Here is a 20,143-nt window from a genome sequence, read left to right as displayed (position 1 = left end):
AGTTGGTCTCTGTTTTTAAGGTTGATGCAAGGCTATGGGGTGGCGCTGCAGCGCTTGGCTGTGCCACTCTCCGCGCCCCGTGCCCGTCATGGGAAGGTGTTTGACGGGTTTGCAGCCAGTTGTCGTCTGTCGCGCATCGGCGAAGAGCAGGCTATGAACCCCGCGAGGCTTCGGCGGCTTGCCGCCATTCCTGGAGAATCGATGTCGCGATTGCTGCTGATTCTGTGCCTGTTGGCCATGCTGCCGCTGCCGGTCAGCGCGCGCGTGGCCGGCCCTCCAGAGGTCACAGGCCAGACGCGCAGTACCCGGGACTTGCCGGCCATTCGCAGCAGCGGAGAGTTGCGCGTGCTGGTCAATCAAAGCCGCAACAGCTCGGGTTCGGTCAAAGGGCAAAGCATCGGCGTCGAATACCACCGCTTGCGTGCCTTCGAGCAGTACCTCAATCGCAATTCCCGCGACGGGCGTAGCCTGACGCTGAAGATCATTCCCAAGGCCAAGGATCAGTTGCTCGGCGCCCTGCAGCGCGGCGAGGGCGACCTGGTCGCACCAGGCGAACTGCTCAACGTGCGCACCGGGCACGATGTCAGTGCCAGTACGGCGATTCGCAGCGATGTTCCCCTGGTGCTGGTATCGAAGCAGGGCAACAGGCATTACCGCAGCCTCGAACAACTGGCCGGACGCAGCCTCTCGTTGCCGGCAGGCAGCGCTGTTGGCGAAGCGCTGCGACTGATCAACCAGCAACTGGCCGACCGCAAGTTGCCGCCCATCGTCGTCGAATGGGTCGATCCGACCCTGGCGGTGGAGGACGTGCTGGAAATGGTGCAGGCCGGCATCTTCGAGCGTACGGCGGTAGAGCTGCCGATTGCGGAGCGCTGGGCCAAGGTGATGCCCAAGCTGCGGGTCGACAAGCACTTGGTATTGGCGCGCGATGGCGACATGAAGTGGTTCGTGCGTCCCGATGCACCCATGTTGCGGGCCAGCATCGACCGCTTCTTCAGCGGCTACCAGAGTCCGGCCGATCAGGACGCTGCCTTTCAGCGCGTCTACCGGCGCCTGTACAAGGTTCATTCACCACTGGGGCGTACCGAGCGGCAGCGCCTGGAAAAGGTGCGCTCGGTACTGCAGCAACACGCCCGGCAACAGGATCTCGACTGGCTGCTGCTGGCTGCGTTGGCATTCAAGGAATCGACGCTCAACCCTACGGCCCGTGGCGCCAACGGTGCCACGGGGTTGATGCAGATTACCCCGGCAGCCGCGCGTAGCGTGGGGGTGAGCAATATCCAGAATGTCGACGGCAACGTTCAGGCCAGCAGCAAGTACCTGGCGATGATTCGCCGCAATTTCTTCAATAGCCCGCAGCTTAACGAGCGCGAGCGCATGGCCTTCGTGCTGGCGGGCTATAACCTGGGCCCGCAACGGGTTCAGAGTCTGCGCGCCGAGGCGCGTCGGCGAGGCCTCAACCCCAACCAGTGGTTCTTCCAGGTCGAGCGTGTGGCCATGGAGCAGATGGGCATGGGGGTGGTGAGCTATGTGAACGCGGTTAATAAGTACTACCTTGCTTATGACCGTGAGCGCTATCTATTGGAGCCGCAAGGCCAGCGCTTGACGGCCAATTAACTATCTATTAATTCGATTTTGATAAGCGGTTTTTTGCTATTTTTTTATCGAATAAATTGGATATTCTGTGCGCCATCAACTCCCACACACCAAAGGAAGCCTTGCAAATGAACAACCTGATCAAGAGCATTACCGCTAGCCAAGCCGGTTTCGGCATTACCGTACTGCGCATCATCGCCGGTATCACCTTCGCCGCCCATGGCTCGCAGAAGCTGTTCGGCTGGTTCGGTGGTTATGGTCTGGCAGGGGTTGCCCAATGGATGGAAAGCATCGGCCTGGCGCCGGGCTACCTGATGGCGCTGATGGCCGGTAGCGCCGAGTTCTTCGGTGGTGTGGCGCTGATCATCGGTCTGCTGGTGCGCCCGGCTGCGGCGGTGCTGGCAGTGACCATGCTGGTGGCCATCTTCACCGTGCACCTGGCCAATGGTTTCTTCATGAGCAACAACGGCTACGAATTCGCTCTGGCACTGCTGGCCATCAGCATCGCCCTGGTATTCGAAGGTGCTGGCAAGCTGTCGGTCGATAGTAAGCTTGCCCGCTGATCCCGCTTCCGCGAAAACAACAAGGCCCGCATTTGCGGGCCTTGTTGCATTTACAGCCTTTCACTCACGCCGCTTGTTCGGCCTTCTTCTCCTGAGCGGCAACCTGTTGGGCCAGCTCGATCATCTGTTCGCGCATCCAGCGGTTGGCCGGGTCTTGATCCGTGCTCTCGTGCCAGTACAGATGGGTTTCCAGTGCCGGCACGTCGCCGACCGGCAGCGTCACATGGTGCAGGTTATGGCGACGGGCAAAACGCTCCGGCACGGTCATCACCATATCGGTCTGCAGCATCACGCTGCTGGCCATCAGATAGTGCTGCGAGCGTAGGGCGATCTTGCGCTGAATGCCCATCTTGCCCAGCGCCAGGTCGACGTAGCCGAGGCCGCTACGACGGCTAGAGATGTGGATGTGAGTCAGTGACAGGTATTCGTCGAGGCTGATCTTTTCCTTGGCCAGTGGGTGGCCGGGGCGCATGGCGCAAACGTAGCGATCATCCAGCAACTTGACGTGGCGAACCTGCGGGTCGGTGTTCAGCGGCGCATCGACGGCGAAATCCAGGCGGCCAGCGGCCAGTTCCTTGGTGGTTTCGCGACGCTTGGCCAGAAAACTCTCGATGCACACGTTCGGGGCCTGGCGGCGCAGACGCTGAAAAAGCGGCGGCAGAAGAATCTGCTCGGAGAGGTCGGTCATGCTGATGCGGTAGGTCTTGTTCGCCTGCTGCGGGTTGAAGGTACGGCTTTCCTGTACCGACACGCGCAGCAGCTGCAAGGCGTTGCGCACCGGACCGATGATGTTCTGCGCCATGGGCGTTGGCACCATGCCTTGGGCGGTGCGCACGAACAGCGGGTCGTTGAAGGTTTCGCGCAGGCGGGCGAGGGCGTTGGAAACGGCTGGCTGGGTAATGCCGACGATCTGTCCGGCACGGGTCAGATTGGCCTCGGTGTAGATGGCGTCGAAGACGATGAAGAGGTTGAGATCCACCTTGGTCAGGTTCATGCCGGCAGTGCTCCAGGGGCGTCGATATCAGTCGATCATATATCGGTTATGAATGTTCATACACGCTGAAAATAGGTTCGATAAATCTTAAGCGCTGTTCTAGCATCATTTCCACAACCTCACACCCTCTTGTTATACACAGCCCCGTCAGAAGGTAGCCCGATGAATTTCGCTTATTCCCCCAAGGTTCAAGAGCTGCGCGAACGCGTCACGGCATTCATGGAAGCGCACGTCTACCCGGCTGAAGCGGTATTCGAGCAGCAGGTAGCCGAAGGTGATCGCTGGCAGCCGACGGCAATCATGGAAGAGCTGAAGAACAAGGCCAAGGCAGAAGGCCTGTGGAACCTGTTCCTGCCCGAGTCGGACTATGGTGCCGGCCTGAGCAATACCGAATACGCGCCGCTGGCCGAGATCATGGGTCGCTCCTTGATCGGCCCGGAGCCGTTCAACTGCGCCGCGCCCGATACCGGCAACATGGAAGTGCTGGTGCGCTATGGCAACGAGGCGCAGAAGCAGCAATGGCTGGAGCCGCTGCTGTCCGGCGAGATCCGCTCTGCGTTCGCCATGACCGAGCCGGGTGTAGCCTCGTCCGATGCCACCAACATGCAGGCCAACGCTCGCCGTGAAGGTGATGAGTGGGTGATCAATGGCCGCAAATGGTGGACATCCGGTGCCTGCGATCCGCGCTGCAAGGTGATGATCTTCATGGGCCTGACCAATCCGGATGCGCCGCGCCACCAGCAGCATTCGATGATCCTGGTGCCGATGGATGCACCGGGTGTCACCGTGCTGCGTCCGCTGCCGGTATTCGGCTATGACGACGCGCCACATGGCCACGCCGAAGTGCTGTTCGAGAACGTACGCGTACCGTACGAGAGCGTGTTGCTGGGTGAGGGGCGTGGTTTCGAAATCGCTCAGGGGCGCCTCGGCCCAGGCCGCATTCACCACTGCATGCGCTCGATCGGCATGGCTGAGCGTGCCTTGGAACTGATGTGCAAACGTGCGATTTCGCGTACAGCCTTTGGCAAGCCGCTGGCACGCCTTGGTGGCAACATCGACCATATCGCCGACTCGCGCATGGAGATCAATCAGGCACGCCTGCTGACACTCAATGCGGCCTACATGATGGATACCGTGGGCAACAAGATCGCCGCCAGTGAAATCGCCCAGATCAAGGTGGTCGCACCCAACGTCGCACTCAAGGTGATCGACCGGGCAATCCAGATGCACGGTGGTGCCGGGGTCTCCAATGACTTCCCGCTGGCCTACTGGTACGCCATGCAGCGTACCCTGCGTCTGGCCGACGGCCCGGACGAAGTGCACCGCGCAGCCATCGGCAAGTACGAGATCGGCAAGTACGTGCCGCGTGATGTGATGAAAGCCAGCCGCTGATCGCTACTGCCAGAAAAACCAAGGCCCGCATATGCGGGCCTTGGTTTTTCCAGGTGGAGCTTGCTGCGCCTGAGTCGGTTATGCGGCGCTGCCTGCGGCTACCTGCCTTCTGCCAGCCAGCTCAATCGCGCATGCAACTGGGCGGCAAAGGTGCGGGCGGCCTGCTCTTCGCGGAAGGTCAGGGCACGACGCCCGACGCGCACTTGCCAAAGCTTCTGGCCTTGTCGCTCGATGAGCTCTATGCGCACGTCGGGCATCGCCTCTCCCTGCTAGGCCGGTTTCTGGTCGCGGGTCTTGATCAGCGACAGGATCACGCCGCCAGCGAGCAGGCCGATCGTCACGGCCAGCGACAGCAGGGCCGGAACCTTGACCAGGTCGTGCAGGAAGATTTTGCCACCGATGTACATCAGTACCAGCGCCAGAGCGTACTTCAGGTAAATGAAGCGGTGCATCAGTGCCGCCAGGGCGAAGTACAGGGCGCGCAGACCGAGAATGGCGAAGATGTTCGAGGTATAGACGATGAACGGATCCTGGGAGATGGCCAGTACCGCCGGCACGCTGTCGACGGCGAATACCAGGTCGGCCAGCTCGATCAGCACCAGCGCCAGCAGCAGCGGGGTGGCATAGAGCAGTGGCTTGCCGCTGACCTTGTCCTTGATGCGTACGAGAAAGCGGCCCTCGTGCATGTCGTCGGTGACGCGGATATGCCGGCGCACAAAGCGGATCATCGGGTTCTGCGCCAGATCCGGGTGCGATTCCTCATCGCCACTGCGCAGCATCTTGATGCCGCTGAACAGCAGGAAGGCGCCGAAGATGTACAGAATCCACTCGAATTCCTGCACCAGGGCCGTTCCCAGACCGATCATGATGGCGCGCAGGACGATGACCCCGAGGATGCCCCAGAACAGCACGCGGTGCTGGTATTTGCGCGGGATATTGAAGTAACCGAGGATCATCGCCATGACGAACACGTTGTCCATCGACAGCGACTGTTCGACGAGAAATCCCGTGTAGTACTCCATGGCCTTGGTGGCGCCGAGCTGCCACCAGATCCAGCCGCCGAAGGCCACGCCCACGCTGAAATAACCGCTGTAAAGCAGCAGGCTTTCGCGCATCTCGATTTCGTGTTGATCGCGATGCAGGACGCCAAGATCCAGGATCAGCAGGGTGAGGATGAGTACCAGAAAGGCTAGCCAGAACCAGCCGGGTGTACCGAAGTACGAAGTGGTGAAAAAGGCAAGTAGAGCGTCCATGAGCCCTCCCTTATGTCTGCCTGAGTTGATATTCGACTCAGTGACTCCGACATCACGGTGAGAAACTCACCGCCAGAGGGGCCCGGCGTCACGCGCTGCAAAGGCTAACGCCGCTTTGTCATTCTGCCAAGCCCCAGCGACGTGAGGGCGCGCCACAGCGGCAGGTTCAGTAAACCCAGACTTCGACGCGGCGATTGCGAATGCGCCCGTTGTCTTCGCTATTGGCGGCGACCGGCAGCTCGTCACCGAGGCCGGTGACCTCGCGTGGCAATACGCCTTGCTTGGCCAGCTCGCGGCGCACGGCCATGGCGCGTAGTTTCGACAGCAGCTCGGCGCGTTGTGGGTCGCTCTTCGGATCGCCAAACCCGACCAGCACCACCTTGCCTTGCAGCTTGTCATGTTGCCGGAGGTAGTCCAGTACACGACCCAGATCGCGATGAGCCTTGTTGTCCAGCGTCGCGCTGCCCTCCTGGAAGCGGAAGTTAACCGACAATCTTTGCGCCTGTTCGGCCAGTTGGCGGTAATCGGCTGGCATCTTCGCGTCGGCGGTGACCTGCACTGCTTGCACGGTCTGGGCGATGAAACCGCTGCGCTCGACGATAGCCTGGCCGCGCGGGCTGTGGGCGAAGTCGATCAGGGCGCGGGCCCAGGCGTTGTCCAGCTGCGGCTGGTTGTACAGAAACAGGCGCCGCGACAGCGGGTAATCCTCGGTTGCGATCAGTGTGGTGCTGGGAGGCATTGGCTGCGAATCGCCTGCGGCGATGGCCACGGCTTTTGCCTGACGAACATAGGGCAGACCGATGAAACCGATGCCGTTCGGGTCGCTACTGACGGCATCGGAAAGCTGGGTGCTGGACTCGAAGCGCTGGGCTGTTGCCGCCAGGGCGCGGCCCGCGGGTGCCAGCACCAGTTCCTTGAAGGTGTCGTAGGTACCGGAATTGTCATCGCGCGCATACAGGCGAACCGCGCCGGGCTTGCCGCCGAGTGCCGACCAGTCATTGACCTCCCCGGAGAACAGCTGGGCGACCTGCGCCACGCTCAGTGCCGCGATGGGGTTGCTGGGGTGCAGGGTGATTGCCAGGCCATCGATGGCGATGATCTGTTCGGCCTGCGAGCTGCGCATGTCGCCGAGAGTCTTGAGGCTGGCGACTTCGGCGTCCTTGATCGGGCGCGAGGAGGCGGCGAGATCGGCAGTGCCCTCCTTGAGCGAGGTAAATCCCGTACCTGAGCCGTGCGCCGCGACCTCGATCATCACCAGACGACCGTCGGCCTGGCGTGCCAGCACGCGTTGTTCGTTGTCGCGGCTGCCGTCCTGGATCTGGATGTCATGCAGGCCCTGAGCTTCTAACAGCCCTTTGACCAGCTCCGGGCCAAGCTTGGCGCCGATGGTGTTGGAGCCCTGGATGCGCAACACCGGTTGACCGTTCTGTGAAGCGGGCAGGGCAGCGAGCACCGACAGGGGCAGGGCATAGCAGATGAAGCCCAGAAGCAGCAGGGACAGGGTGCGACTCCAAAGGTCGCGGTCGACAGCGGACGAAGCGCGCGGCATGCGGCAGGCACCTTCTGATGGGTGAGGGAAAGTGCCGCGCAGATTAAGTCAGTCAGGTTGCAGGGATATGACGAGGCGTTGCGCCTCGTGGCTGCTCAGAACCTGTTCAAAGTCTCGCGAGCTAGAGCCTGGCAATACCGGTGGTAGTCCCGCGAATCAAGCGAAGAACGCAAAGGGCTCACATTCGAGTTTACGAGCTGTAAATGAGCATTTGAGCGGCTGGCGTTCCAGCTTGATTTCAACGCAGCATGGCCGACGCGCAGCAGACTTTTAACCGGTTCTCAGGCCAGTTCCAGCCAGATAGGGGCATGATCCGATGGCTTGTCCATGCCACGCAGGTCATAGTCGATGCCGGCATCCTTGAGACGTGCCTGCAGCGGCTGGCTGGCGAGGATCACATCGATGCGCAGGCCGCGCTTGGGCTCGTCCTCGAAACCGCGGCTGCGGTAATCGAACCAGCTGAAACGGTCGTTCACCTCTGGGTGCAGGTGGCGGAAGCTATCGACCAGGCCCCAGTTCTTCAAGGTCGCCAGCCATTCGCGCTCTTCCGGCAGGAAGCTGCATTTGCCGGTTTTCAGCCAGCGCAGGCGGTTGGGCTCGCCGATGCCGATGTCGCAGTCCTCGGGGCTGATGTTGATGTCACCCATCACCACCAGAGCTTGCTGCGGGTCGAAGCGTTCCACCAGCAGTTGTTGCAGGTCGGCATAGAAGCGTTGCTTGGCCGGGAACTTCACCGGGTGGTCACGGCTTTCACCTTGAGGGAAATAGCCATTCATCACGGTGACCGGGTTGCCGTGTGCGTCGGCGAAGGTGCCGTAGATGAAGCGGCGCTGGGCGTCTTCTGCATCGCCGGGAAAGCCCTTGTGCAGGCTCAGCGGTTCCTGGCGCGAGAGCAGGGCGACGCCGTAGTGACCTTTCTGACCGTGGTAGTGCACGTGATAACCGAGCTGGCGGATTTCCGCTTCCGGAAACTGCTCATCGGCCACCTTGGTTTCCTGCAGGCCGATCACGTCCGGCTGGTGCTTTTCGATCAGTGCTTGCAGTTGGTGAGGGCGGGCACGCAGGCCATTGATATTGAACGAGACGATTTTCATGGGCGGCGGATTCTGGGACGAAAAGGCGATGCTAGCCGATCCGTCGCGCCGGCGACCAGCGCCTGGCAGCCAGAAGGCAGGGGTGCTAAGTTGCCTGTAACGCTGTATGGCCGACGCGCAGCAGACTCTGCGCACATTCTGAAAACGATAACAACAGAGGTTCGCCATGCCCCACAACGCTCCTGCCGAAATTCGTATGCTCGACGGTGGTTATGCCCGCGAAGTGCGCTCGCTGCTCTATCACGCCTACCGTCATGAACCGACTTTCGCCTACCTGTTCGAGGCCGAGCGCGCCGGGTTCGACCAGCGCGTACGGGCGACCATCCGGGAGCTGGTGCAGCGGCATTTCGACGAGGATCTGCCGGCCATCGGTCTGCTGATCGATGACCGCCTGATCGGCGCTGCCTTGATCGCGCCGCCGCAGCGCCGGCTGGACATCACCGAGAGCTGGAGTTGGCGCCTGCGCATGCTGCTGAGCACCGGTTTTCGCTGCACCAAGCGCTATCTCGAGTACCACGATGCCGTGCTCGCCTGCCTGCCGCCCGGCCCCTATCACGTGCTGCCCTTGCTGGGCATTCATCCCGAGTTCCAGGGCCAGCATCGCGGCGAACAGTTGCTCGAGGCCCTGCACGATTGGTGCGCCGAGGATTCCGGCTCGCAAGGCGTGGTGCTGGACACCGGCAACTCGCGCTACCTGGAGTTCTACCGGCGCCAGGGTTACGAGGAGGTCGGCGAGCTGGCCATCGGCCCGGTGGTGGAGCACGTGTTTTTCCACCCCAATCCACAGCCTGTGGTGCGCGCCAGCGCCTGAGAATCTGTTCACGATCAGCTGCGCGTCGGAGCTGCTGCGTTAAAAACAGACTCGGAAATGCTCATTTACAACTCGTAAACTGTGCTTTCTCGTCTGTTTTTGCCTTGCGTCTCTCTAGCTCGCAAGATCGTGAACAGATTCTGAACTCCGGCTGTCTGCACATGGCGCGAAGCTTCTAGCGCGCGCTTCGCTCCGTGGTAGCATCCCCGGCCATGAGTGTATATGGACATTTGCAGCGCAGCCTTGCACTGCTGCTGATCAGTACTGGTGCCCTTGCCGCAGGCGAGCTGGACGTGCGAGTCACCCCGAGCAATTCGGCGCTTAAGGCCAATATCGAAGGTTACGTCGGGAGCCTCGATGGCCGTGATGCGCAGGCCCTACGCCGTCTGCGCCGCATTGCCGAAAGCGAGGCGGACAAGGCCGCGCAGGCGTTGGGGTATTACCAGGCGCGTATCCGCAGTCGCATCGAGGAAGGTGAAACACCGCGCCTGGTGCTCGAGGTCGAACCTGGCGAGCGCGTGCGTCTGCGCAATGTGAACATCCGCATCGAAGGCCCGGCCAGTGAGCTGTCGGCCTTTCGGGTGCCCAATGCCAGTCGCCTGCAACCGGGCTCGGTGCTCAATCATGGGCGTTACGAAGATGCCAAGCGATTGATCCAGAACCAGGCCTCGCGTTACGGCTTCTTCGATGGGCGTTTTTCCCAGCAGAGCCTGGAGATCGACCCAACTGCAGGCGTGGCCGATATCGACCTGGTATTCGTCAGTGGGCCGCGCTACAGCCTGGGCGATATCGCCTTCAGCGGCGACTTCCCCTTCGATGAGGATTTGTTGCGGCGTATGGTGCCGTTCAAGGCCGATACGCCCTATGACTCCGAGCTGATCGCCGAGCTGTACCAGGCCTTGCAGTCCAGTGGCTATTTCGAGTCGGTGCGGGTCGATGCCATTCCCACCCAGGCTGACCAGTTGCGCATTCCCGTTGCAGTCGCGCTGCAGACCCGCGAACCGCGCACGATGGGGCTGGGCCTTGGTTTCTCCACCGATGTCGGGCCACGCCTGCGTGCCAACTGGACGCGCCACTGGCGGAACCCGCAGGGCCACAGCTACGGCGTGGAAACCGAGCTATCGGCGCCGCGGCAGAACGTCGGCCTGTGGTACGACATCCCCGGTGATCCGCCTTTGACCGACAAGTTGCGCCTGGCCGGCGGCTATCAGTACGAAGAACTGGCCAGCAAGGACAGCCTCAGCCGCCTGCTGACCGTTGGCCCGGAGTGGCATAGCCAGCGTGCTGGTGGCTGGCAGCGGGTACTGTCGGTCAAATGGCAGCGTGAGGAATATCGCCTGGGCGATGACTCCGGGCTCAGCACCTTGCTGATGCCGGGCGTCAGCTATTCGTTACTGCGCAGCGATAACCGCCTCGATCCGAACGAAGGCTATCGGGTGCAGTTCGATCTGGCCGGAGCAGTGGATGGCGTGTTGTCCGATGCCAACGTGCTGCACGGCAACGTCATGCTCAAGGGCCTGACCACCTTTTTCAGCAACCATCGCGTCCTCGGCCGGGTGCAGTTCGGTGGCACCGAGACCAACGGTTTCTCCTCCGTGCCGCCTTCTCTGCGCTTCTTCGCCGGTGGTGATCAGAGCGTGCGCGGCTACGACTATCAGAGCCTGTCGCCGGAGAACAACCGTGGTGACAAGATCGGTGGTCGTTATCTGTTCGCCGCCAGCGCTGAATACCAGTACAGCCTGACTGACAAATGGCGCCTGGCGACCTTTATCGACCAGGGCAACGCATTCAATTCGCTGGATATCCCCACCTTGAAAACCGGTGTCGGTTTCGGCGTGCGCTGGGTTTCACCGGTTGGCCCGCTGCGCCTGGATCTGGCCCATGCGTTGGACGACGACGGCGGTGTACGCCTGCACTTCTCCATGGGGCCGGAGCTATGACGCGGCGCCTGCTGAAAGGGTTGGCCATCGGCCTGTTGAGCCTGGCGCTGCTGCTTGGCGCCGTGCTCTGGCTGGTGCTGGGTACCCAGGGTGGCAGCCGATGGCTGTTGGCGCAGGTGCCTGGCTTGCAGGTCGACAACTTCAATGGCCGTCTCGGTGGCGCCTGGCAGGCCGATACGCTGCTCTGGCAGCAGGACGAGATGCGGGTAGAGCTGCAGCAACCCGACATGGCCTGGTCACCATCATGCCTGTTACGCCTGACGCTGTGCCTGGATCGTCTGCATCTGCAGCAGGTGGCCGTGACCCTGCCGGAAAGTGGCGAGTCCAGCGCAGAGCCGTTGAGCCTGCCGAACCTGAAACTGCCGCTGCGTCTGCAGTTGGGCGATATTCAACTGGGCGAACTGCGCCTGGATGGCCAGACGCAGCTAAGCGATCTCGAACTGGTCGCCAGTTGGAACGAGCAGGGCGTGCAACTGCAGCGCCTGGCCTTGCAGCGCGATGACCTGAGCCTGGATGTCAGCGGCCAGCTGACGCCGCAGGGCGATTGGCCGCTGGCCCTGAGTGGCCGCCTGCAACTACCGGAAGTCGACGGCAAGGCCTGGCAGGTAGTGCTGCAGGTCGGTGGGGAGTTGCAGCGCAGCCTCAAGCTCGAGGCCGATAGCAGTGGCTATCTCGATGCTCGCCTCGAAGGGCAGGTGCAGGCGCTGGCCGAGCATCTGCCAGCCGAGCTGCGTCTGACCAGCCGGCGTTTCCAGGCCAGCAGCGCCTTGCCACAGACGCTGGATCTGCAAGACCTGACAGTGCAGGCCAAGGGCGATCTGGCCGCGGGCTATCGCCTCGAGGGCACTGCCAGTCTGCCAGCCGAACAGGCCCCGATGCCGCTGACGCTAAGCGGGCGGGTGGACTCCAAAGGCGCTGATATCGAATGGCTGCGTATCGAGGCCGAGCAACAGCAGTATCTGCAGCTCACCGGCGCACTTGCCTGGAGCGAAGCGTTTCAGGCCGATGCGAAACTGGACTGGCTGGCCTTTCCCTGGCAGCGCCTCTATCCACTGGAGGCACCGCCGCCCGTGGCCTTGCATCAGCTGCAGGCGGAGGTCAGCTACAGCGACGGCAACTACCTGGGCAATTTCGCCGCCCAGTTGCAGGGGCCGGCGGGGGATTTCAGCCTGAGCAGCCCGGTCAGTGGTGATCTGGGCCAGGTGAGTCTGCCGCAGCTGCAACTGGTCGCGGGCCAGGGGCGCGCCGAGGGCGTGGTCAAACTGGGTTTTGCCGACGGCATCGACTGGCAGGCCATGTTGCAGCTTAGCGAGCTCGACCCTGGATACTGGCTGGCGGAGATGCCCGGTAACCTCGGGGGACCGCTGAATACCTCGGGCCGTTTCGATGACGGGGCGTTACAGGCGCAGGTCGACATCGACCTGAACGGGCGCCTGCGCGGTCAACCCGCGCAGTTGCAAGTGCAGGGCACTGGCGCCGGTGAGCAGTGGCAACTGGCGCGCCTGCTGGTGCGCCTGGGCGACAACCGGATCAGTGGCCAGGGCGCGCTCGATCAGCGCTTGCGTGGCCAACTGGAACTGGCGCTACCGCGCCTGGGGCAGCTCTGGCCTGGCTTGCAGGGGCAGATGCAGGGCCAGCTTTCGCTGGCCGGCACACTGCAGGCACCGCAGGGGCAACTGGCGCTCAGCGGCGAACGCCTGGCGTTCGGTGATCCCAGTCTGCGCAGGTTGCAACTCGACGCGACGCTCGATGCCCGCCAGCAGGCACGAATCGGCCTGAATCTGCGCGGTATCCGTGTGGGCGACACCTACCTGGGCCGTCTGCAGGTCGATGGCAGTGGTGACCTGCGCCGGCAGGCGCTGGAGTTGAGTCTGCAAGGGCCATTGTTGCAACTGGCGTTGGCGGTCGATGGCACGCTCAGCGAGCAGGGCGACTGGCGCGGACGCATCGCCAGTGGCCGTATCCAGAGCGGCGGACAGGACTGGCAGTTGCAGCAGGCGGCGAGTCTGGAGCGCCTGGCCAGTGGCCGGATGAATCTGGGCGCGCATTGCTGGCGATCCGGCGATGCCAGCTTGTGTGGTGCGCAGCAGCGTCTGATGCCTCAGCCGTCTCTGGACTGGCGCCTGGAAAACTTCCCCCTGGCCAGCCTGCAACCCTGGCTGCCTGATGATTTCGCCTGGCAAGGGCGCCTGGACGGCCAGCTCAAGCTCGATCTGCCGGACAGCGGCCCCAATGGACGCATCCTGCTCGATGCCGGGGCAGGTACCTTGCGCATTCGTCAGCCGGACGAGGAGCAGTGGCACGATTTCCCCTACGACAGCCTGCGTCTGGACAGCACCTTGCGACCACAACGGGTGGACAGTGAGCTGCGTTTCGTCAGCGCCGGCATGGGTGAGCTGACGTTGCAGGCGCAGATCGATCCGCGTCCGCAAAACAAACCGGTCAATGGCGAGTTTCGCCTGAGCGGTTTCGATCTGGCCGTGCTGCGTCCGTTCGTGCCGATGGCCGACAAGCTCGAAGGGCGCTTGCAGGGCAGTGGCAATATCGCCGGTCACCTGTTGGCGCCGCAGATCAACGGCCAGTTGCGCCTGGAGGGGGGCGAGCTGTCCGGCAGCGAATTGCCGGTCAGCCTGGAAGCGCTGCAATTACAGGCGCTGATCGCCGGTGAGCAGGTACAGCTGTCGGGTGACTGGCGCAGCGGCGAGCAGGGACGTGGCAACCTGAAGGGCGAGCTGAACTGGAGCGAGGGGCTGGTGGGGGATATGAGCCTGCAGGGGCAGCGTCTGCCGGTGAAGGTCGAGCCCTATGCCGAGCTTGAGGTGGAACCGGATCTGCAACTGCAATTGCGCGCCGAGCACCTGGCGGTCAAGGGCAAGGTCGCTGTGCCGCGTGGGCTGATCAGCGTGCGAGAGTTGCCGCCTTCCACGGTAAAACTGTCCAACGATGCGCGCGTAGTCGGACGTGAAGCGCCGGCGGCGGAGCAGGGCATGGGCATCGCCATGGATGTCGACGTCGAAGTCGGCCAGGACAAACTGGCGTTCAGCGGGTTTGGCCTGACTGCGGATTTGCGCGGCCGTATGCATATCGGCGATGACCTCGATACCCGCGGTGAGCTGGATCTGGTCAATGGTCGCTACCGCGCCTATGGCCAGCGTCTGACCATCCGCCGGGCGCGCTTGTTGTTCACCGGCCCCATCGACCAACCGTTCCTCGATGTCGAAGCCATTCGCCGGGTCGACAACGTCGTCGCAGGCATTCGCCTTTCCGGCAGCGCCGAGCAGCCCACGACCACGGTATTCGCTGAGCCGACTATGAGCCAGGAACAGGCGCTGTCCTATCTGGTGCTCGGCCGTCCGCTGGGGCAGAGCAGCGGTGACAACAACATGCTCGGCCAGGCCGCACTGGCGCTCGGTCTGGCCGGCAGTTCGTCGTTGACCACCAGCCTGGCCAACAGTCTGGGCATTCAGGACTTTCAGCTCGATACCGAAGGCAGTGGCGTGACCACCAGTGTCGTGGCCAGCGGCAACATCACCGAACGCCTGAGCCTGCGTTATGGCGTCGGGGTGTTCGAACCGGCCAATACCATCGCGCTGCGCTACATGCTCAGCCGGCGCCTGTATCTGGAAGCTGCCAGTGGCCTGGCCAGTTCGCTGGATCTGTTCTACCGCCGGGACTTTTGAACATGCGCTATATCCCTACACGGCCTCAGGTGTATCGGCCGCGCTTCTGCGCTAGGCTGGATGCATGGTCGGGCCGTGACCTGCCATTCGATGGGCTCTTCATCTCGGTGAAACCCGTGTCACATATTTGCCCTTCAACTCCCTGAACGATAAGGAAACTCCCATGGCGCAAGTCACCCTCAAAGGCAACCCGGTGCAGGTCGATGGTCAACTGCCGAGCGCAGGCCAACAGGCTCCGGCTTTCAGCCTGGTCGCTGGCAACCTGAGCGACGTCACCCTGGCCAGCCTGGCCGGCAAGCGCAAGGTGCTGAACATCTTCCCGAGCGTCGACACCCCGACCTGCGCCACCTCCGTGCGCAAGTTCAACGCCGAGGCCAGCCAGCTGGAAAACACCGTGGTGCTGTGCATCTCCGCTGACCTGCCGTTCGCCCAGGCGCGTTTCTGCGGCGCCGAAGGTCTGGAAAACGTGGTCAATCTGTCGACCCTGCGTGGCGCCGACTTCCTCAAGAACTACGGCGTGGCCATCGCCAGCGGCCCGCTCACCGGCCTGGCTGCCCGTGCCGTGGTGGTGCTGGACGAGAACGACAAGGTGCTGCACAGCGAGCTGGTCGGCGAAATCGCTGACGAGCCGAACTACGCAGCAGCGCTGGCCGTGCTCAAGTAAGCGGCAAGTAAAAACAGACGGCCTGCCTAGCAGGCCGTTTTTATTTGTGCGCCCCGGCGAACGCCGTGTACACCGTGACAGTCTCTTGCCTGCCCTAAATTGTTCGCTGATCCAAACAGTTAGTTACGTAAGAAGAGAGTAAAAAGCCGGTAAATAGACTTTGCTTGCCACCGGCCAGTGCTTATCGTTCCGACTCCCTAAAGAAGTGACTCGTTTTCCGCCATGTCCAATGCCTCTGCGACCTCTGCCAAGACCTCCCGCCAATGGCTGATCGGCCTGACCCTGCTCGCCGTACTGTTCCTGTTGCTGTGGTGGTTCTGGCCGAGTGCGCCGCAATCGCAACAGACCGGGCGTGGTCGCTTTGGCGACATGGGGCCAACGCCGGTACGGGTGGCTGAAGTCAGACAGGCGGATTTCGCCATCGAACTGAAAGCGCTGGGTACGGTGACGGCCTACAACACCGTCAACGTACGCTCGCGGGTCGATGGCGAGCTGGTCAAGGTGCTGTTCACTGAAGGCCAGCAGGTCAAGGCCGGTGACCTGCTGGCAGTGATCGACCCGCGTTCCTATGAAGTGGCGTTGCAGCAGGCGCAGGGCGCGCTGCAGGAGAACCAGGCGCAACTGAAGAACGCCGAACTGGATCTTTCCCGCTATGAAGGCCTGTACGCCGAAGACAGCATCGCCAAGCAGACGCTCGACACCCAGCGTGCGCTGGTCAACCAGTATCGTGGCAGTATCAAGAGCAATCAGGCGGATGTCGCGACCGCCAAGCTCAACCTCGATTTCACCCAGATTCGCGCACCTATCAGCGGCCGCCTGGGCCTGCGTCAGCTGGACGTCGGTAACCTGGTCAGCAGCGGTGATACCACGCCACTGGTGGTGATCACCCAGACCGATCCGATTTCGGTGATCTTCACCATTCCCGAGGGTGACCTGCCCGCCGTGCTCAAGCGTGTGCGCAACGACGTGACGCTGCAGGTAGAAGCCTGGGATCGCGGCGAACGCCTGAAACTGGCTGACGGCGTGCTGGAAAGCCTCGACAACCAGATCGACACCACCACCGGTACGGTCAAGCTCAAGGCGCGTTTCGAGAATGCCGAGCAGATGTTGTTCCCCAACCAGTTCGTCAACGTGCGCCTGCGCGTGGAAACCCGCGAGGCGGCTACCATCATTCCGTCATCGTCGCTGCAGTTCGGTAATCGCGGCACCTTCGTCTATGTGGTCGATGGCGAGAACAAGGTCAGCATCCGCCTGGTCAATGCTGCCGCCAGCAACGGCGAAGACACGCTGGTCGAGGAGGGCGTGCAGCCGGGCGAACGCCTGGTGCTGGAAGGCTCCGACCGCCTGCGCGACGGCGCCGAGGTCGAAGTGATTGACCCCAGCCAGGCTGAGCAGCCGACGCCAAACGCAGCGCCTGACAGCAGCAAGCGCGCCGGCAGTCCGCGGACTGACGCATGAACATCTCCCGCCCGTTCATCCTGCGGCCGGTCGCCACCACGCTGTTGATGGTGGCGATCTTCCTCAGCGGCCTGATCGCCTACCGCCTGTTGCCGATCTCGGCGTTGCCGGAGGTGGATTACCCGACCATTCGCGTGCTCACCCTGTATCCAGGCGCCAGCCCGGATGTGATGACCAGCGCGGTCACCGCGCCGCTGGAGCGCCAGTTCGGGCAGATGGCCGGCCTCAAACAAATGTCCTCGACCAGTTCAGGCGGCGCCTCGGTGATCACCCTGCGCTTCAATCTGGAAGTGTCGTTGGCGGTGGCCGAGCAGGAAGTGCAGGCAGCGATCAACGCGGCAAGCAACCTGCTGCCCAATGATCTGCCTGCGCCGCCGGTGTACAACAAGGTCAACCCGGCCGACACGCCGGTGCTGACTCTGGCGGTCAGCTCCAAGAGCCTGCCGCTGCCGCAGGTCAACGACCTGGTCGATACCCGCCTGGCGCAGAAACTGGCGCAAACCAGCGGTGTTGGCTTGGTCACTCTGGCTGGCGGCCAGCGGCCTGCCGTGCGCATTCGCGTCAATCCCGAGGCCCTGGCGGCCTATGGCCTGAGCCTGGCGGACGTGCGCAGCCTGATCACCGCCAGCAACGTCAACCAGCCCAAGGGCAACTTCGATGGGCCAACCCGCGTCTCACAGCTCGACGCCAACGACCAGTTGCGCTCGGTCGAGGAATACCGCGAGCTGATCCTCAGCTACGAGAATGGCGCTGCGCTGCGCCTGAAGGATGTCGCCGACATCGTCGACGGCGCCGAGAACGAGCGCCTGGCCGCCTGGGCCGACCGTAACCAGGCGGTGCTGGTCAATGTGCAGCGTCAGCCCGGCGCCAACGTCATCGACGTGGTCGACCGCATCCAGGCCCTGCTACCGCACCTGACCGAAAGCCTGCCGGCCAGCGTCGAGGTCAAGGTGCTCACCGACCGCACCCAGACCATCCGCGCCGCCGTGCGCGACGTGCAGCACGAGTTGCTGCTGGCCATCACCCTGGTGGTGCTGGTGACCTTCCTGTTCCTGCGCAAGCTGTCGGCGACCATCATTCCTTCGGTGGTGGTGCCACTGTCGCTGATCGGCACCTTCGCCGTGATGTACCTGGCCGGTTTCACCATCAACAACCTGACGCTGATGGCGCTGACCATCGCCACCGGTTTCGTGGTGGACGATGCCATCGTCATGCTGGAGAACATCGCCCGCCATCTGGAGGAGGGCGAAACGCCGTTCAACGCTGCGCTCAAGGGCGCGCGGCAGATCGGTTTCACTCTGGTGTCGCTGACCCTGTCGCTGATCGCCGTACTGATCCCGCTGCTGTTCATGGCCGATGTGGTGGGGCGATTGTTCCGTGAGTTCGCCATCACCCTGGCGGTGGCGATCATGATTTCCCTGGTGGTATCGCTGACGCTGACGCCCATGATGTGCGCGCGCCTGCTCAAGGCTGAAAAGTCCGAGTCGGAAGGGCGCTTCTACCACGCGGCCGGTGGCGTGATCGACCGTATGATCGAACGCTATGGCGTGTGGTTGCAGTGGGTATTGCGTCACCAGCCGCTGACCCTGCTGGTGGCCATCGCCACCATGGGCCTGACCGTGCTGCTGTACCTGGCCGTCCCCAAGGGCTTCTTCCCTGTGCAGGACACCGGGGTGATCCAGGGCATTTCCGAGGCGCCGCAGTCGATTTCCTTCAGCGCCATGAGCGAGCGCCAGCAGCGCCTGGCCGATGTGATCCTGCGTGATCCGGCGGTGGCCAGCCTGTCGTCTGCGATTGGCGTGGACGGCGACAACCCGACGCTCAATAGCGGCCGCCTGCTGATCAACCTCAAGCCGCACGCCGAGCGCGACGTGACGGCGAGCGAGGTGATCGACCGCCTGCGTCCCGAGCTGGCACGCATTCCCGGCATCGAGCTGTACATGCAGCCGGTGCAGGATCTGACCATCGAAGACCGCATCAGCCGCACGCAATTCCAGTTCACCCTGGAGTCGCCGGAAAGCGCCTTGCTGGAAGAGTGGACGCCACGCCTGGTCGAGGCCCTGCGCGAGCAGCCAGAGCTGACCGATGTGGCCAGCGACCTGCAGAACCGTGGCCTGCAGGTGTATCTGCAGATCGACCGCGACGCCGCATCGCGCCTGGGCGTGAGAGTCAGCACCATCGACGACGCGCTGTACGACGCCTTCGGTCAGCGTCAGATCAGCACCATCTACACCCAGGCCAGCCAGTACCGTGTAGTGCTGGAGAGCCGCGACGGCGGGCGTATCGGCATGGCCGCGCTGGGGCAGATTCACGTCGCTACCGCTGAAGGCGGTCAGGTGCCGCTGTCATCGCTGGCGCACATCGAGGAGCGCCCGGCCAGCCTGCTAATCAACCATATCGGCCAGTTCCCGGCGGTGACCCTGTCGTTCAACCTGGCGCCCGGCGTATCGCTGGGCGAGGCGGTGGCGGTGATCGAGCAGGTGGAGGCTGACATCGGTCTGCCCGGTGCGATCGACACGCAGTTCCAGGGCGCTGCCGAGGCCTTCCGCGCGTCACTGTCCTCGACGCTGCTGCTGATCCTGGCAGCCATCGTCACCATGTACATCGTGCTCGGCGTGCTCTACGAGAGCTACATCCACCCGATCACCATTCTCTCCACGCTGCCGTCGGCGGGCGTCGGCGCCTTGCTGGCGCTGCTCTTGACCGGCAACGACCTGGGCCTGATCGCGATCATCGGCATCATCCTGCTGATCGGTATCGTCAAGAAGAACGCCATCATGATGATCGATTTCGCCCTGGAGGCCGAGCGTCATCAGGGCATGGCACCGGAGGCGGCGATCTACCAGGCGGCGTTGCTGCGCTTCCGACCGATCCTGATGACCACCCTGGCCGCACTGTTCGGTGCGGTGCCGCTGATGCTGGCTTCGGGCTCTGGCGCGGAATTGCGCCAGCCACTGGGTCTGGTGATGGTTGGCGGCCTGCTGGTCAGCCAGGTGCTGACACTGTTCACCACGCCGGTGATCTACCTGTACTTCGACCGTCTGTCACGCCGTGTCAGCGGGCGTAGCGCGGCTGGGGTGGCGGTATGAGCTCCCAGCGTAGGAGCGGCTTCAGCCGCGAATATCCTGCACCGACCTGTTCGCGGCTGA

General features: G+C 62.9%; 14 protein-coding genes. 9 read left to right on the top strand and 5 right to left on the bottom strand.

Annotated elements, in window-relative coordinates; genetic code table 11:
• Nucleotides 1–201 precede the first annotated feature (201 nt).
• On the top strand, nucleotides 202–1,617 hold the full coding sequence (locus HS968_RS13820) for an MltF family protein (RefSeq protein ID WP_182366446.1): 1,416 nt from the start codon (nucleotides 202–204) through the stop codon (nucleotides 1,615–1,617).
• A 107-nt stretch (nucleotides 1,618–1,724) separates the two neighbouring features.
• Nucleotides 1,725–2,159, top strand: coding sequence for a DoxX family protein (locus tag HS968_RS13815; protein WP_106740906.1), 435 nt, complete (start codon nucleotides 1,725–1,727; stop codon nucleotides 2,157–2,159).
• Nucleotides 2,160–2,223: 64 nt separating this feature from the next.
• Here the strand turns inward: HS968_RS13815 and HS968_RS13810 are convergent, their stop codons facing one another.
• The gene (locus HS968_RS13810) at nucleotides 2,224–3,153 is read right to left on the bottom strand and encodes a LysR family transcriptional regulator (protein WP_106740908.1); all 930 of its coding nucleotides are present in this window, start codon (nucleotides 3,151–3,153) and stop codon (nucleotides 2,224–2,226) included.
• Nucleotides 3,154–3,315: 162 nt separating this feature from the next.
• On the opposite strand from HS968_RS13810, the gene HS968_RS13805 reads away from it, so the two are divergent.
• Nucleotides 3,316–4,545: an acyl-CoA dehydrogenase gene (locus tag HS968_RS13805; RefSeq protein WP_182366444.1), complete on the top strand. Its 1,230-nt coding sequence runs from the start codon at nucleotides 3,316–3,318 to the stop codon at nucleotides 4,543–4,545.
• A 98-nt stretch (nucleotides 4,546–4,643) separates the two neighbouring features.
• Here the strand turns inward: HS968_RS13805 and HS968_RS13800 are convergent, their stop codons facing one another.
• The 4 genes from HS968_RS13800 to xthA form a co-directional block, all read right to left on the bottom strand.
• Nucleotides 4,644–4,802, bottom strand: coding sequence for a hypothetical protein (locus tag HS968_RS13800; RefSeq protein WP_170965108.1), 159 nt, complete (start codon nucleotides 4,800–4,802; stop codon nucleotides 4,644–4,646).
• A gap of 12 nt (nucleotides 4,803–4,814) precedes the next feature.
• Nucleotides 4,815–5,798: a TerC family protein gene (locus HS968_RS13795; protein ID WP_119691393.1), complete on the bottom strand. Its 984-nt coding sequence runs from the start codon at nucleotides 5,796–5,798 to the stop codon at nucleotides 4,815–4,817.
• 166 nt (nucleotides 5,799–5,964) lie between these two features.
• The gene (locus HS968_RS13790; protein ID WP_182366442.1) at nucleotides 5,965–7,347 is read right to left on the bottom strand and encodes a substrate-binding domain-containing protein; all 1,383 of its coding nucleotides are present in this window, start codon (nucleotides 7,345–7,347) and stop codon (nucleotides 5,965–5,967) included.
• Nucleotides 7,348–7,628: 281 nt separating this feature from the next.
• On the bottom strand, nucleotides 7,629–8,441 hold the full coding sequence (gene xthA / locus HS968_RS13785) for an exodeoxyribonuclease III (protein ID WP_119691391.1): 813 nt from the start codon (nucleotides 8,439–8,441) through the stop codon (nucleotides 7,629–7,631).
• A gap of 166 nt (nucleotides 8,442–8,607) precedes the next feature.
• Here xthA and HS968_RS13780 point away from each other — a divergent pair, with 166 nt between their 5' ends.
• From HS968_RS13780 to HS968_RS13755, 6 genes are all read left to right on the top strand, one after another.
• Complete coding sequence (locus HS968_RS13780) at nucleotides 8,608–9,252, top strand: GNAT family N-acetyltransferase (RefSeq protein ID WP_106740922.1); 645 nt, start codon at nucleotides 8,608–8,610, stop codon at nucleotides 9,250–9,252.
• 212 nt (nucleotides 9,253–9,464) lie between these two features.
• The gene (locus HS968_RS13775; RefSeq protein WP_119691389.1) at nucleotides 9,465–11,192 is read left to right on the top strand and encodes an autotransporter assembly complex protein TamA; all 1,728 of its coding nucleotides are present in this window, start codon (nucleotides 9,465–9,467) and stop codon (nucleotides 11,190–11,192) included.
• A complete protein-coding gene (locus HS968_RS13770; RefSeq protein WP_182366440.1) occupies nucleotides 11,189–14,872 on the top strand; it encodes a translocation/assembly module TamB domain-containing protein in 3,684 nt (1,227 codons plus the stop codon). The genes HS968_RS13775 and HS968_RS13770 overlap by 4 nt, the downstream gene beginning before the upstream one ends.
• A 163-nt stretch (nucleotides 14,873–15,035) precedes the next feature.
• The gene (gene tpx, locus HS968_RS13765; protein WP_182366438.1) at nucleotides 15,036–15,536 is read left to right on the top strand and encodes a thiol peroxidase; all 501 of its coding nucleotides are present in this window, start codon (nucleotides 15,036–15,038) and stop codon (nucleotides 15,534–15,536) included.
• Between the two features lie 222 nt (nucleotides 15,537–15,758).
• Nucleotides 15,759–16,994, top strand: a complete 1,236-nt coding sequence (locus HS968_RS13760) for an MdtA/MuxA family multidrug efflux RND transporter periplasmic adaptor subunit (RefSeq protein WP_182366436.1) — start codon at nucleotides 15,759–15,761, stop codon at nucleotides 16,992–16,994.
• On the top strand, nucleotides 16,991–20,083 hold the full coding sequence (locus HS968_RS13755; protein ID WP_182366434.1) for an MdtB/MuxB family multidrug efflux RND transporter permease subunit: 3,093 nt from the start codon (nucleotides 16,991–16,993) through the stop codon (nucleotides 20,081–20,083). Before HS968_RS13760 ends, HS968_RS13755 begins: the two co-directional genes overlap by 4 nt.
• Nucleotides 20,084–20,143: the final 60 nt, after the last annotated feature.

Origin of the sequence: Pseudomonas berkeleyensis, assembly GCF_014109765.1 — a bacterium.
GTDB lineage: Bacteria > Pseudomonadota > Gammaproteobacteria > Pseudomonadales > Pseudomonadaceae > Aquipseudomonas > Aquipseudomonas berkeleyensis.
Note: the sequence above shows the minus strand (reverse complement) of the source record. Positions and strands in the feature narration are given on the sequence as shown.

Coding starts and splice junctions, on each gene's coding strand:
- HS968_RS13820 (WP_182366446.1), top strand. CDS start 202: ATGTCGCGATTGCTGCTGATTCTGTGCCTGTTGGCCATGCTGCCGCTG.
- HS968_RS13815 (WP_106740906.1), top strand. CDS start 1,725: ATGAACAACCTGATCAAGAGCATTACCGCTAGCCAAGCCGGTTTCGGC.
- HS968_RS13810 (WP_106740908.1), bottom strand. CDS start 3,153: ATGAACCTGACCAAGGTGGATCTCAACCTCTTCATCGTCTTCGACGCC.
- HS968_RS13805 (WP_182366444.1), top strand. CDS start 3,316: ATGAATTTCGCTTATTCCCCCAAGGTTCAAGAGCTGCGCGAACGCGTC.
- HS968_RS13800 (WP_170965108.1), bottom strand. CDS start 4,802: ATGCCCGACGTGCGCATAGAGCTCATCGAGCGACAAGGCCAGAAGCTT.
- HS968_RS13795 (WP_119691393.1), bottom strand. CDS start 5,798: ATGGACGCTCTACTTGCCTTTTTCACCACTTCGTACTTCGGTACACCC.
- HS968_RS13790 (WP_182366442.1), bottom strand. CDS start 7,347: ATGCCGCGCGCTTCGTCCGCTGTCGACCGCGACCTTTGGAGTCGCACC.
- xthA (WP_119691391.1), bottom strand. CDS start 8,441: ATGAAAATCGTCTCGTTCAATATCAATGGCCTGCGTGCCCGCCCTCAC.
- HS968_RS13780 (WP_106740922.1), top strand. CDS start 8,608: ATGCCCCACAACGCTCCTGCCGAAATTCGTATGCTCGACGGTGGTTAT.
- HS968_RS13775 (WP_119691389.1), top strand. CDS start 9,465: ATGAGTGTATATGGACATTTGCAGCGCAGCCTTGCACTGCTGCTGATC.
- HS968_RS13770 (WP_182366440.1), top strand. CDS start 11,189: ATGACGCGGCGCCTGCTGAAAGGGTTGGCCATCGGCCTGTTGAGCCTG.
- tpx (WP_182366438.1), top strand. CDS start 15,036: ATGGCGCAAGTCACCCTCAAAGGCAACCCGGTGCAGGTCGATGGTCAA.
- HS968_RS13760 (WP_182366436.1), top strand. CDS start 15,759: ATGTCCAATGCCTCTGCGACCTCTGCCAAGACCTCCCGCCAATGGCTG.
- HS968_RS13755 (WP_182366434.1), top strand. CDS start 16,991: ATGAACATCTCCCGCCCGTTCATCCTGCGGCCGGTCGCCACCACGCTG.